12 protein-coding genes are annotated in these 13,403 nt (G+C 70.2%); all 12 read left to right on the plus strand.

Annotation, left to right across the window (positions count from 1 at the left end; all coding sequences use genetic code 11):
* Positions 1–173 precede the first annotated feature (173 nt).
* The 12 genes from EV378_RS29315 to rd all read left to right on the plus strand — a co-directional run bounded on the left by EV378_RS29315 (position 174) and on the right by rd (position 12,977).
* A complete protein-coding gene (locus EV378_RS29315) occupies positions 174–1,643 on the plus strand; it encodes an APC family permease (RefSeq protein ID WP_165922542.1) in 1,470 nt (489 codons plus the stop codon).
* A gap of 23 nt (positions 1,644–1,666) precedes the next feature.
* Entirely contained in the window at positions 1,667–2,851 is a 1,185-nt protein-coding gene (locus tag EV378_RS29320) for a lipid-transfer protein (RefSeq protein ID WP_132430604.1), read from the plus strand.
* Positions 2,852–2,854: 3 nt separating this feature from the next.
* On the plus strand, positions 2,855–3,280 hold the full coding sequence (locus EV378_RS29325; protein ID WP_132430605.1) for an FAS1-like dehydratase domain-containing protein: 426 nt from the start codon (positions 2,855–2,857) through the stop codon (positions 3,278–3,280).
* Positions 3,277–3,699: a MaoC/PaaZ C-terminal domain-containing protein gene (locus tag EV378_RS29330; RefSeq protein ID WP_132430606.1), complete on the plus strand. Its 423-nt coding sequence runs from the start codon at positions 3,277–3,279 to the stop codon at positions 3,697–3,699. Before EV378_RS29325 ends, EV378_RS29330 begins: the two co-directional genes overlap by 4 nt.
* Positions 3,700–3,714: 15 nt before the next feature.
* Positions 3,715–4,545 carry an SDR family NAD(P)-dependent oxidoreductase gene (locus EV378_RS29335; protein ID WP_132430607.1) on the plus strand — a complete coding sequence of 277 codons (831 nt, stop codon included), beginning with the start codon at positions 3,715–3,717 and terminating at the stop codon, positions 4,543–4,545.
* Between the two features lie 14 nt (positions 4,546–4,559).
* Positions 4,560–5,804, plus strand: a complete 1,245-nt coding sequence (locus tag EV378_RS29340; RefSeq protein WP_132430608.1) for a 3,4-dihydroxy-2-butanone-4-phosphate synthase — start codon at positions 4,560–4,562, stop codon at positions 5,802–5,804.
* A gap of 54 nt (positions 5,805–5,858) precedes the next feature.
* Positions 5,859–7,037, plus strand: coding sequence for an acyl-CoA dehydrogenase family protein (locus tag EV378_RS29345; protein ID WP_132430609.1), 1,179 nt, complete (start codon positions 5,859–5,861; stop codon positions 7,035–7,037).
* Positions 7,034–8,140 (plus strand): acyl-CoA dehydrogenase family protein, encoded by a 1,107-nt coding sequence (locus tag EV378_RS29350; RefSeq protein WP_132430610.1) that lies wholly within the window; start codon positions 7,034–7,036, stop codon positions 8,138–8,140. Before EV378_RS29345 ends, EV378_RS29350 begins: the two co-directional genes overlap by 4 nt.
* 430 nt (positions 8,141–8,570) lie before the next feature.
* Positions 8,571–9,929 (plus strand): flavin monoamine oxidase family protein, encoded by a 1,359-nt coding sequence (locus EV378_RS29355; RefSeq protein ID WP_132430611.1) that lies wholly within the window; start codon positions 8,571–8,573, stop codon positions 9,927–9,929.
* 74 nt (positions 9,930–10,003) lie between these two features.
* Positions 10,004–11,269 (plus strand): MFS transporter, encoded by a 1,266-nt coding sequence (locus tag EV378_RS29360; RefSeq protein WP_132430612.1) that lies wholly within the window; start codon positions 10,004–10,006, stop codon positions 11,267–11,269.
* Positions 11,270–11,415: 146 nt separating this feature from the next.
* On the plus strand, positions 11,416–12,801 hold the full coding sequence (locus EV378_RS29365) for a flavin monoamine oxidase family protein (protein WP_207908895.1): 1,386 nt from the start codon (positions 11,416–11,418) through the stop codon (positions 12,799–12,801).
* A complete protein-coding gene (gene rd / locus EV378_RS29370) occupies positions 12,798–12,977 on the plus strand; it encodes a rubredoxin (RefSeq protein ID WP_132430613.1) in 180 nt (59 codons plus the stop codon). The genes EV378_RS29365 and rd overlap by 4 nt, the downstream gene beginning before the upstream one ends.
* Positions 12,978–13,403 lie beyond the last annotated feature (426 nt).

The raw sequence follows: 13,403 nt of genomic DNA on the forward strand, positions 1-13,403 counted from the left end.
TAACTCAGCTGTTGTACAGTAATGTTAGCCAGCACCAACGGCTCGCGTCGATGTGGTGGGCCGAAGCTGGCGCCCGGATCCCGGGCGCCGTCGTGGCAGCCCGCCTGTCGGGGGCACGGGCGCCTCAGCTGGATCGGAGAACAGCCGTGGATCGTGACACCGAACGTCCGCAGGTGACCGCCGACACGACCACCGAGCCGGCAGGTCTCGACGGACACCTCGGCACGCCCGCCCTGCTGCTGTTGACGCTGTCCTACATGGCACCGCTGGTCGCGATGGGCGGCTACGTACCGGTGATCATCGGGTACGGGCTGGGTGCGGCGACGCCGGTCGTCTACGCCGGCGTGATGGCGGTGATGCTGGTGTTTGCCGTGGGGCTGATGGCGATGGCGCGCCACATGACGACGCCCGGCGCCTTCTACACCTACATCACCGCGGGGCTCGGGCGGGTCGCAGGTCTCGGTGCCGGATTCGCCGCCCTCACCGGCTACGTCGTGACCGGCGCGGCGACCTACGGCCTCGGCGGGATCGTCACCGGCGAGCTGGTCCAGGGACTGTTCCACGGTCCCTCGCTGCCGTGGTGGTTCTGGGCGATCGTGCTCTGGGCCGTGGTCTCGACGCTGACGATGTTCAACATCGCCGTGTCCGCGCGGGTGCTCACGATCTGCCTCGCCGCCGAGATCGCGATCGTGCTGCTCTGGGACGCACAGGTGCTGACCCACGGGGGGCCGGCCGGATACGGGCTCGATCTCACCGCACAGCTGGGCACCGGTTCGGTCGGGTTCGCCCTGCTGTTCGGCATCGCCTGCCTCACCGGCTTCGAGTCGATCCAGGTCTTCCGCGCGGAGACCCGTGAGCCGAACCGCACGATCCCCCGGGCCACCTACCTCACGGTCGTGATCCTGACCGGCTTCTGGGCGCTCGGCTCCTACGCCTACCTCGTGGCGTACGGCACCGACGCCGCGATCGCGACCGCGGCCACGCCCGCGGAGAGCTTCCTCGCCAGCCTCGCCCAGTACGCCGGAACGGCCGTTCGGGACGTCGCGAACGTCCTGCTCGTGACGAGCGTCGTCGCGGCCATGCTCGCCGTGCAGAACATCTGCGCCCGCTACAGCTTTGCGCTGGGGCGGGACCACGTCCTGCCGCCGTGGCTGGGGGTGGCGCACCCGCGGTACAAGGCGCCGACCAGGGCCGCGGTGGTCGTCGCCCTGGTCATCGTCGTGATCATCGCTGTGCCGGCCCTGCTGCGGATCGACTCCACGGTCGCCTACGTGGCGCTGCAGGGCATCGGTCTCTGGGTGATCCTCGTGCTCATGCTCGCGACGTCCGTCGCGATCACCGTCTTCTTCCGGAGGAACCCCGACACCGAGCTCGGGGTGTGGAGGACGACCGTCGCCCCGATGCTCGCCATCCTCGGCCTGGGGTACGCGGTTCTGCAGGCCACCGTGAACAGCGACGTGATGGTCGGTGGCAGCGGCGTCGTGGCGGCCTGGTGCATCGCGGCCGTCGTGGTCGTCGCGGCCGCCGGGATGGTCTACGCGACCTGGCTGCGGACCAGGCGTCCGCAGATCTGGACCCGAATCGGCGGTGTGCACGGTGCGGACGTCGGTCCGGCGCCGTCCGTCGAACCTGGAACGACATGAACCGAGCAATCTGGAGGAGTCCGATGTCTCAGCGTGCGTACGTTGTCGGGGTCGGGATGGTCCCGTTCCGCACCCCGAGCAAGTCCGAGTCCTACGACGTGATGGGTGTGAAGGCGGTGCGGGCGGCACTGGCCGATGCGCGCGTCGACCATGGTCTGCTGCAGCAGGCGTACGCCGGTTACGTCTACGGCGACTCGACCTCTGGTCAGCGCGTGCTCTACGAGGTGGGGCAGACCGGCATCCCGGTGGTGAACGTCAACAACAACTGCTCGACGGGTTCCTCCGCGCTGTTCCTGGCACGGCAGGCGGTCGAGTCCGGTGCCGCCGACTGCGTGCTGGCGTTGGGGTTCGAGCAGATGCAGCGTGGGGCGATCACGATGCACTGGACCGACCGGCCCGGCACGTTCGACCGGTTCGACGAGGTCGCGCAGTCGGTGCAGGGCACCTCGGACGCGCCGCTGGCCGCGCAGTACTTCGGCGGCGCAGGCGCGGCGCACGCGCAGCGCTACGGCACGAAGCCCGAGACGTTCGCGGCGATCTCGGTGAAGTCCCGCAAGCACGCGGCGAACAACCCGTACGCGGTGTTCCGCGACCCGCTGACCGTCGAGGAGGTGCTGGGGTCCCCGGCGATCTTCGGACCGCTGACCCGGTTGCAGTGCTGCCCGCCGACCTGCGGGGCGGCGGCCGCGGTGATCGCCAGTGAGGAGTTCGCCCGCGCGCACGGGCTGCGGACGGACGTCGCAGTCAAGGCCCAGGCGATGACCACGGACTTCGCGTCGACGTTCGACGAGAAGGACATGACCAAGCTCGTCGGCTACGACATGGCCCAGGCCGCGGCCCGGCAGGTGTACGAGGCGTCCGGGGTGTCGCCGGAGGACATCGGTGTGGCCGAGCTGCACGACTGCTTCACCGCCAACGAGCTGCTGACCTACGAGGCGCTCGGCTTCACGCCGGAGGGAACGGCGGAGAAGTTCATCTCCGACGGCGACAACACCTACGGCGGCCGGGTCGTCACCAACCCGTCCGGTGGGCTGCTGTCCAAGGGCCACCCGCTCGGCGCGACCGGGCTGGCCCAGTGCGCCGAGCTGGTGTGGCAGCTGCGTGGTGAGGCCGAGGGACGGCAGGTGGACGGCGCCACGGTCGCCCTGCAGCACAACATCGGTCTCGGCGGCGCCGCCGTCGTGACGCTCTACGAGAAGGTCAGCTGAGACGTGGCCGTCGACCAGGACGCGATCGGGACCGAGTTGCCACCGGTGCAGCTGACCGTCGACGCCGGCCGCCTGCGGTTCTTCGCCAAGGCGACCGGTGCGCCGGTTCCGGTCGAGGACGCACCCGCCGTGCCGCCGACGTTCCTGTTCAGCATCGAGTTCGAGCAGCCGGACCCGTTCGCCTGGCTGACCCGGATCGGCGTGGACCTGCGCCATCTCCTGCACGGCGAGCAGTCCTTCGCTTACCACTCGGTCGCGCACGCCGGCGACACGCTCGTTGCCACCCCGCGCATCGCCGACGTCTACACGAAGAAGGGCGGCACGATGGAGTTCGTCGTCAAGGACACCGCCGTGACCCGCGCCGATGGCAGCCAGGTCGCCGACCTCCGAACGGTCGCGATCATCCGCGCCCCGGAGGCGTCCCGATGACCGCGGGGACCGGGACGGCCGTGATCGAGCCCGGCGCCGAGCTGCCGCCGCTCGCGCTGCCGCCGATCTCCCGCACGACGCTCGCGCTGTACGCCGGGGCATCCGGCGACCACAACCCGATCCACATCGACATCGACCTCGCCCGCTCGGCCGGGCTCGCCGACGTGTTCGCCCACGGCATGCTCTCGATGGCCTACCTCGGGCGGCTCCTCACCGGCTGGGTACCGCAGGAGCGTATCCGCTCGTTACGGGTGCGTTTTGCCGCGCTCACGCCGGTGCACGCCACGCCGACCTGCACCGGACGCGTGGCCTCCGTCGAGGACGGCCTGGCGACCCTCGAGCTCGCCGTCACGCTCGCCGACGGCACCGTGACCGTCACCGGCGACGCCACCGTCGCCGTCGACCGACACCCCCGCTGAAAGGTCAGCCGAATCGTGGGAAACCTTCAGAACAAGACCGCCATCGTGTCCGGCTCCGGGCGGGGCATCGGCCGTGAGATCGCACTCAAGCTCGCCGCCGAAGGCGCGTCCGTCGTGGTCAACGACCTCGACGCCGAACCGGCGAAGGAGACCGTCGCCGCCGTCGAGGCCGCGGGCGGGCGGGCACACACCTGCATCGGCTCGGTCACCGAGGACGGCTTCGCCGACCGGTTCGTGCAGACTGCGGTCGACTCGTTCGGCGGACTCGACATCATCGTCAACAACGCCGGCTACACCTGGGACAACGTCGTCCAGAAGATGACCGACGAGCAGTGGGACGCGATCCTCGACGTCCACCTCAAGGCACCGTTCCGGATCCTCCGAGCCGCACAGCCGGTCATCTCCGCCGCGGTCAAGAAGGCTCGCGCGGCAGGAGACCCGGTGCCCTGCCGCAAGGTCGTCAACATCTCCTCCATCGCCGGGCTCGGCGGCAACGCGGGCCAGGCCAACTACGCCGCCGCCAAAGCGGGCGTCACCGGCCTGACCAAGACCATGACCAAGGAGTGGGGCCGCTACAACGTCACTGTCAACACCGTCGCGTTCGGACTGATCAAGACGCGGCTGAGCGATGCGGCGGCCGGTTCGGACAGCACGATCGACATCGAGGGCCGGGAGATCAAAGTCGGCGTCAACCCCGAGCTCCTGTCCACCATGGAGCAGATGATCCCGCTCGGCCGAGGCGGCACACCCGCCGAGGCGGCCGGCGCGGTCTACCTGCTCTGCACCCCCGAGTCGGACTACATCAGCGGGCAGACGCTCGTCTGCGGCGGCGGCTTCTCGCTGTAGGGAGCGCGATCATCATGACCGTTCGCGTTCCGTGCGCACCGGAGGCGTCGGCAGGTACGGACGGGCTCGGCCGAGCGCTCGCCGACCTGGCGGCGGGGCGCCCGATCGTCGTGGTCGACGACGAGGCCCTGGAGAGCTCCGGAGCCCTGGTCGTCGCGGCTGAGCGGGCGACCCCCGAGGTGATGGCGTTCGTCGTGCGCCACACCTCGGGTTTCGTCTGCGCCGCACTGGACCGGGCGGACTGCGACCGGCTCGCGCTGACCCCCACGTGCCCGACCGGCCGGGACCGGCACGGCACGTCTCGTCTCGTCTCGGTCGACGCCGACGCCGACGCCGACGCCGACGCCGACGACGGTGTCGGGACCGGGATCTCCGCCGCCGACCGGGCACGTACGGTCCGCGTGCTGGCCGACGCCGGGTCGGCCCCCGCTGACCTCCGCAGGCCCGGCCACGTGGTGCCGCTGCGCGCCGAGGACGGTGGGGTGCTGCGGCGCCCCGGCCACACCGAGGCCGCCGTCGACCTGGCGCGCCTCGCAGGGCTGCGTCCCGCCGGCGTGCTGGGAGAAGTTGTCTCCGAGCGACCGGGGGAGCAGGGGATGGCGCGCCGCGACGAGCTGGAGCTACTTGCCACCGACCACGACCTGCAGATGGTCACGGTCGCCGACCTGGCCGCCCACCGGCGACGCACGGAGACCCAGGTCGTACGTGTCACGGAGGCTTGCCTGCCACTGGCCGCGGCCACGTTCCGCGCGGTCGGCTACACGGACGCGCTGGACGGCGCGGAGCACGTGGCGCTCGTCCACGGCGAGGTCGAGGATGGCCAGGACGTCCCGGTTCGGGTCCACCGCGAGTGCCTCACCGGGGATGTGTTCGGATCGCGACGCTGCGGGTGCGGGCCGCGGCTGCGGGACGCACTCGAGCGCGTCGCCGACGAGGGGCACGGTGTCGTGCTCTACCTACGACCCGAGGGGCCCGGCGCGAGTCGGCTGCACGAGCTGAGTGCCTACCAGCGGCACGACATCGGCGGAGCTCACGGAAGCACTTCACCCGACGCGCATCCTCGGGCAAACGCCCGCGACCACGACGGCGTCGGCGCCCAGATCCTGCGCGAGCTCGGAGTGCGGTCGGTGCGCCTCCTGGCCGAGGACCCGGCGCAGCGGTCCGTACTGGAGGGGCACGGACTGCCGGTCGCGGCGCGCGCGGACCTGTCCGTCGCGTCCCCCGCCGACCGGACCGCGCCGACCTGCTGCGTGCCGTGACCACCGGCCCCGACGCGGTGGCGATTCGACGGGCCAGACCTGAAGGGAATGACGATGACCATCGATGAGCTGCGGGGGACGGTGGCGGAGTTCCTCGCCGCGCACGATCCTGCCACGATCGGGCGGACGGAGTTCCTGCGCGCCCGTTACGCCGCAGGGCTGGCGTGGGTGTACTTCCCGGCCGGTCACGGCGGTCTCGGTGCAGCGCGAGAGTGGCAGGCGGAGCTGGACCGGCTGTTCGCCGACGCGGGCGCACCGGACAACAACCCGCAGGCCAACGGCGTCGGGCTCGGCATGGCCGGACCGATGATCCTCGCCTTCGGCACGGACGAGCAGAGGCAGCGGTTCCTTCGTCCCTTGTGGACCGGCGAGGAGATCTGGTGCCAGCTGTTCAGCGAACCCGGCGCCGGATCCGACCTGGCCGCGGTGTCGACCCGCGCGGTGCGCGACGGCGAGGACTGGGTGGTCGACGGACAGAAGGTGTGGACCTCGGGTGCGCACCTCGCCCGGTTCGGGATCCTGGTCGCCAGGACCGATCCCGAGCTGCCCAAGCATCGCGGGCTGACCTACTTCCTGTGCGACATGACCGATCCCGGTGTGGACGTGCGCCCGTTGCGCCAGATCACCGGTGAGGCGGAGTTCAACGAGGTGTTCCTCAGCGGCGTGCGGATCCCGGACACCCAGCGGCTCGGCCAGGTGGGCCAGGGGTGGGCCGTGGCCACCGCGACGCTGAACGGCGAGCGCGTCGCCATCGGCGACCGCGCGCCGTCGCGCGAGAGCGGCATGATCGGCGTGGTCGCGCAGGCATGGCGGGACAACCCCGGCCTGCGCACCGCGGAGCTGCACGACCGGCTGCTGAGGCTATGGGTGGACGCCGAGGTCGCCCGGCTGAGCGCGCAGCGCCTACGGCAGAAGCTCGCCACCGGCACCCTCGGACCCGAGGGGGCGGCCATGAAGATCACCTTCGCGAGGATCAGTCAGCAGCTCTCCGGGCTCGAGCTGGAGCTGCTGGGCGAGCAAGGCCTGCGCTACTCGGACTGGGCCATGGTGCGGCCCGACCGGGTCGACTTCACCGCCCGCGACGCGGGCTACCGCTACCTGCGCGCCAAGGGCAACTCGATCGAGGGCGGCACCTCGGAGATCCTCCGCAACGTCGTCGCCGAGCGCGTGCTCGGCCTGCCCGCCGAGCCGCGCGTGGACAAGGACGTCCCCTGGAAGGACCTCGCCAAGTGAGCGAACTGGACCTGCTCTACACCGACGTCGAGGACGACCTGCGTGCCTCGGTGCGGGATCTGCTCACCGACCACTGCCCGCCGACCGCGGTGACGGCGCTCTACGACGGGGACCGATCCGTGGTGACCGGGTTGTGGAAGGCGCTCGCCTGCGACCTCGATCTGGCCGGCCTCTTGGTACCCGAGGAGCGCGGTGGCGCGGGCGCCTCGGCGCGGGAGGCGGCCGTCGTGCTGGAAGAGCTCGGCCGCGCCGCCGCCCCGGTGCCATTCCTGACCAGCGCGGTCGTCGCCGCCACCGCGCTTCTCGACAGCGACGGCGACGTGCTTGCCGAGGTCGCGGCGGGCGAACGCACCGCCGCGCTCGCGGTCCCGCTGTCCACGACGCCGCACGACACACCACCGGCCGTGCGTGCCGACGACGGGCTGCTGACCGGCGCCGTCGGCGCCGTGGCCGGGGCGCTGGAGGCCGACGTCCTGCTCGTGCCCGCAGTGGACGGCGACGGCGGGCCGGCCGGCGCGCAGCTGTTCGCGGTGTCGGCCGCCGCCGCCGGCGTCACACCCGTCGTGTCCCTGGACATGACCCGGCAGCTGGCCGACGTCACACTGGAGCGCGCCATCGGCACACCGGTCGTCGACCGTGCGGAGCCCGCCGTGCGCCGGGCGCTACGCGTCGGTGCGGCGCTGCTCGCCTCGGAGCAGGTGGGTCTTGCAGGCTGGTGCCTGGACGAGACGGTCGGCTACCTGAAGCAGCGCCGCCAGTTCGGTCGCGCGGTGGGCGGGTTCCAGGCACTCAAACACCGCCTCGCCGACCTCGCCGTCAACCTGGACGCCGCAACTGCCGCCGCCCGCTACGCCGCGGCCGCGCTGGCGGCGGACCACCCGGACGCCGGGATCGCGGCGTCCGTCGCGCAGGCCTGCTGCAGTGACGTGGCGGTGGCCGCGGCCGAGGAGGCCGTGCAGCTGCACGGTGGGATCGGCATGACCTGGGAGCACCCGGCGCACCTCTATCTCAAGCGCGCGAAGGCCGACCAGATCGCGCTCGGCATCCCTGGCGTGCACCGAGCACACCTCGCCGGACTGGTCGACCTGCCTCCACCGCGGTGACAAGCCCACGCCGCGGCACCCACGCTCTTCAAGCCAGCACCCATCCCGCAATGAACTCGACGACACCGGCCCAATCGAACCAAGGAGCGCGCGAGTCGTCCCCGCATAATCCCTGTTCACCGCGTCTGATGCGACCCGGATCGTCGTCTCGATCGCTTCCTGACGAGTTCTAGACATGCTTGCAATCTTGCAGATTTTCTGTAAGGTAACGCGCATCACTGAGGTGGAACCTCCGGTTGGTACGTGTCGGCGGACCCGCGGACTCCGATCGAGTCCGCCGGTTCGACCGTGTTCCCCGGCGTGAACCGTCCGCGCCGGGCAGCAGCAACGGCGTGTGACCAGGTCGCCGCTCGGCAGGACGGCGTCGTGCGACGGCTGACCGGCACGGTCACGGAATCAGACATGACGCAGGCGGAAGGACGGAAGCTGCATGAACCCCGAAGAGAACCGTTACGACGCAGTCGTGATCGGTGCCGGCTTCGCCGGGATCACCTCGGCGCGCGACCTGACCGAGCAGGGAAACCGAGTTCTGCTGCTGGAGGCCCGCGACCGTCTCGGAGGTCGTACCTGGACGAAGAAGTTCCCCGGGACCGACATGAACGTCGAGATGGGCGGCCAGTTCATCATGCCCGGTAGCAATCCGGCGGTCGAACGGGAGATGGCTCGGTACGGCGTCGAGACGGTGTACGTAGCCGAGCCCGGCGAGTATCCGACCATTCTGAACGGTAAGCGTAATCCCGGACCGTTCCCGGTGCCGATCGAACAGCTGCTCGACTTCGAGAAGGCTTTGGTCCACTGCGTGCTGGCGTCGTCGCGTATCACACAGGGGATCCCCCTCGATCACCAGGGAGTCGAGGATCTCGATATCCCGATGGCCGATTTCCTGGCTCCGCTTGATCTCCCAGTGGAAACGCGCGAGTTCGTCGAGACGGTTGCGAATCTCGTGTCGTTCCGCCCGGCGGAGGAGGTGTCGGCCCTTCAGTTCCTGAACATGATGTCCTGTTTCGGTAACAGTCCCCTCGGTCTCTACGGTGCGCTGGGCGCCTACCTGGAGACGGGCCTGCTGCTCGAGCGGATGACGGCCGACATCACCGAGGTGCGGTTGAACACCCCTGTCGCGCGCGTGGATCAGTCTGGCGCAGACGTACTCGTCACGACCGCGCACGGGGAGACGATCACGGCCTCGGCCGTCGTCGTCGCGACACCGATGAACACGTGGAACGACATCGAGTTCCTGCCGCAGCTGAGCGAGACCAAGCGGGTCACCTCCGACGAACGCCACGGTGCCGACCGATCCGGCAAAGCCATGCTGCGGCTGCGAAAGCTTCCGGTCGTTCCGCTCGTCGTCGGGTCCCCGAAGACCACCGGCGGCGCGTTCATGCTCGCCTCCGAGGGCGAGTTCGACAACGGCGACCCGTTGATGGCGATGTTCGGAATGCTATCGCTCGACACCGACGAATGGAATCTCGACTACGACAGCCGCGAGTCCGTCGACGCCGCATTGCAGTCGCTTCTGCCGGGCGCGGAACTGGTCGAATACGACGCTCACAACTTCAACGCCGACCCGTACTCCAAGGGTGACTGGGTGAGCTGGAAGCCGGGCCGTGTCACCAAGTCGCATTCGGCCCTTGGTGCTGCCGAGGGACGGATCGCGTTCGCGACGGCCGACGTCGCGCCGAAATGGCTGATGACGATCGAGGGTGCGGTGGAGTGCGGCCACAAGGCTGCACACCAGACCCTCAACCAGCTGGTGCGCCTGCGTGAATCGTCGCTCGTACGGCCGCTCTGACGGCGCCCGTCGCCTGCGCGGTGAATCGAACGGTCAGCAAATCGTGCACGTCGGTCGATCGGAGGTAAGCGGCTGTGTGGAAGTTGGCGGACAACAAGTGGGTCATCCTCGTGGTGTCCTATCTGGTCGTAGTGGGCCTGTCTCTCCCGTACTACGGATGGACGCCCGCGCTCCTGTCGGTCTCGGAGGACCTCGGGCTCGACTACACGCAGGCGGGTGCGCTGTCCTCGGTGACCGCGCTCGCCGGCGGGATCGCGTTGCTCCTCGGAGGAGCTGTCGTCGTCCGGACGGGACCCAAGAACGTCATCCTCGTCGCTCTGGTCATCGGCATCGCGGGCCAGGTGCTGTTCGCGTCGGCCGACAGCTACCCGGTTGCGATGCTCGCCCGCGCGATCAGCGGGGTCGCCGTCGGTCTGATGATGGTGGCACCCTTCACGATGGCGATCAGCTGGTTCATCGAATCCCGGCAGGCCGGTCGCGCGACGGGCGTGATGGTCTCCAGCGACGGCGCGGGCTTCCTGCTCGGGCTCGTGTTGTTCGGTGCGGTGCTCACCGCAGTCGGATGGCGCTCCGGGCTGCTGTGGCAGGCCGGTTACCTCGCGGTTCTGTTCGTGCTGGCTCTGGTCTTTCTACGGGACCCGGTCGTCGCGCAGCCGGAGCAGGCGACGCCTGAGGCCGATGAGCGGCGAACTGGTGCGACCGGTGTGGTCCTCCGTGCCCTCCGATCACGCAACGTCCTGCTCGGGATGGCCTTCTACGTCGGTGTCTGGGGGCTGTTCAGCCTCATCGCGGCATGGATGCCCACCGTTCTGGTGGAGGGCGCGGGCTGGTCGGAGTCGCTCGCCGGTCTGTTCGCGTCGCTTCCGGCGGTCTTCGGCGTTATCACCGCGGTTGCCGCCGGGCTGATGTCGGACAGGTTCGTCGCGAAGCGCTGGACGTACATCCTCGTGGCCGGTCTGGCGACGACCGCGGCGGTGGTCCTCCTCGCCGTCGGGATCAGCGTCGGGAACTACACCCTGGCGGCCGTCGCGCTGCCCCTGGTCGGTCTGGCGGGCTACGGCGGAATGCCTCTCGTGCTGGCGCGGTCGAACGAGTCGGTGGCGCCGGAGCACGTCGCCGCCTCCAACGGCCTCGTCCTGGGAAGCGGTTTCCTGATCGGTGGCATCGTCTACCCGTTCGTGCTGGGTGGTGTCCGGGACGCGACCGGCGGTTTCGGCGCCGGGTTCGTCGCGATCGCGATCGCGTCGTTCGTGCTGTGTGTCGCCGTCCAGCTCCTCGGTCGGGGAGAGCGGCAGCAGGCACCGTCGGCGCCGTCCGACGGTGCGGTGATCACTGGGTAGGCCGAGTCCCGTTCGCCGTCGGCGCACGCACGGATCGCTCGTCGACGGCGACCGGGTCACAGGCGCACCGGCCCGTCCGCACCCGACGGGGCCGCGGTCGCCGGATGGGAGCGGGTGTGGTGCCCGATGTGTGGTGAGGAGCGGACGTGAGGGACAAGGATCGCGTGACGGCGGAACCGTTCGGTGCGGTCGTCGTCGGCGGCGGGCTCGCCGGTGTCACGGCGGCGCGCGACCTGGAGCATTCCGGTACGCGCACGCTGCTGGTCGAGGCGCGTGACCGGCTCGGCGGGCGGACGGCGTCCCAGACGATCGGCGGTCACGAGGTCGACACGGGCGGCACCTGGTTCCACTGGTTCCAGTCCGCGATCTGGCGGGAGGTCATGCGCTACGAGCTGCCGGTGGTCGAGAGCGCGCTGACCGTCGCCGACAGCTACCTGACCGTCGACGACACCGGCGTCACCACCATCTCCGCCACGGAGTTCGACGAACGCCTGCGTCGCGGCTACGCGTCGTTCTGGGGCGATCCCGGCTACGCCGAGGCGTTCGTCCGTCCGTTCGCCCTGCAGACAGATCCCCGTGCGCGGGCGCTGGACGCGCTGTCGATCGAGGACCGGTTCCGGCAACTCGCGCTCGATCCCCGTGACGAACGGGTGCTGCGCGGCGTGCTGGCCGACTTCGGCCCGCCGGAGGAGGTCAGTCTGGCCTGGGTGCTGCAGCGGATGGCCAACGGCGTCTGGGGCCACGAGGCGTTCAACGCGCTGCTCGCCGTCTACCGGCTCGAGGGCGGGATGGCGGGGCTGATCAGCGAGATGGTGCACGACGGCGGCTTCGAGGTCAGGCTCTCGTCGCCGGTCACCGCGATCGAGCACGACAACGCCGGCGCTACCGTGACGCTGGCGGGCGGCCACCAGGTCTCGGCGCCCACGGTCGTGGTCGCGACGCCCACGAACGTCTGGAAGACCATCGAGTTCAGGCCGGGACTCGGGCAGGTGCACCGGGCTGCCACGCAGGAGGGGGTGGCCATGCGCGACGTGAGCAACGTGATGATGCACGTCCGTGGCCCGGCGGAGCCGGTGGTTGCACTCCTGCCGGTGGGCAGCCGGCCGTTCGAGATCATGATTACCCATTCGGTCCTCGACGACGGGCAGCTGCTGGCCGCCTACAGCCTGACCGGCGCTGTCTCGGTCGCGGACGGGCACGAGAACGTGCAGGACGCCGTGCGGAGCCTGCTGCCCGAGGTCGAGCTCGTCGACGTCGTCGGACACGACTGGCCGACTGATCCGTACGCACTGGGCGGGTGGGGATCCTTCCGGCGGGGCCAGGCACTGCGCTTCGTCGACGTGCTCGACAGGCCGGTCGGCTCGCTGATCTTCGCTGGAGCGGACATCGCACCCCAGTTCCCCGGCCTGCTCACCGGCGCGATCGAGAGCGGTGCGCGCGCGGCCCGGCGCGTCACGGGACGGAGCAGAGGCGAACACCGGTCTCCCAGATCGCTGACGGCCGCGTACCGGCGGGGTGGAGGTTTCCGATGACAGCGAGCACTGCCCAGCTGTGGGTGTGCGTGTCGTGTGCGTTCGTCTACGACCCCGCGGAGGGTGACCCGGACGGAGGCATCCCCCCGGGAACGGCCTTCGAGGACATCCCCGACAACTGGATGTGCCCGGTCTGCGGGGCGCGCAAGAGCGACTTCGTCCCGTTCGAGGACTGACTCCACGCAGACCGGCCCCGAGCTCTGGGCAGTCGAGCTCTCGGGGCCGATCTGCCGTCTCCGGGTGTCGAGCGTGCTACACGGCCCGCCCGGACCCGCGCGGAGTCCACGAACAGCACGTCCATCTCGAGTCGGCCAGCAGGTCCCGGGCTCTCGATGACGGCGATGATCGCGGGCGGATCCATGGTCGTCGACCACGGTGCTGTCCTCGGTGAGGAGCGACCGGAGCCGCTCGGGATCGCCGCGGGCGGCGGCCGCGCGGAGCACCCGGAAGAGGGCTTCAGCGGCGTGGGTACCGGACACCGTCACGCCCCTTCGTGTGGCCTCGGTTGAGAAAAGTCCACTGCATGTCAGCTGACTTGAAGGAGGTGTGCATGCCGATCGGCCCCCTGTCGCACGCCCGTGGTGTCCGGGTGAGCCACAGGG

It is taken from the genome of Pseudonocardia endophytica (genome assembly GCF_004339565.1).
Lineage (GTDB): Bacteria > Actinomycetota > Actinomycetes > Mycobacteriales > Pseudonocardiaceae > Pseudonocardia > Pseudonocardia endophytica.

Bases quoted from the DNA above. Each gene is read 5' to 3' on its own strand.
- rd (WP_132430613.1), top strand. From the start codon at position 12,798: ATGACAGCGAGCACTGCCCAGCTGTGGGTGTGCGTGTCGTGTGCGTTC.
- EV378_RS29345 (WP_132430609.1), top strand. From the start codon at position 5,859: ATGACCATCGATGAGCTGCGGGGGACGGTGGCGGAGTTCCTCGCCGCG.
- EV378_RS29320 (WP_132430604.1), top strand. From the start codon at position 1,667: ATGTCTCAGCGTGCGTACGTTGTCGGGGTCGGGATGGTCCCGTTCCGC.
- EV378_RS29355 (WP_132430611.1), top strand. From the start codon at position 8,571: ATGAACCCCGAAGAGAACCGTTACGACGCAGTCGTGATCGGTGCCGGC.
- EV378_RS29340 (WP_132430608.1), top strand. From the start codon at position 4,560: ATGACCGTTCGCGTTCCGTGCGCACCGGAGGCGTCGGCAGGTACGGAC.
- EV378_RS29330 (WP_132430606.1), top strand. From the start codon at position 3,277: ATGACCGCGGGGACCGGGACGGCCGTGATCGAGCCCGGCGCCGAGCTG.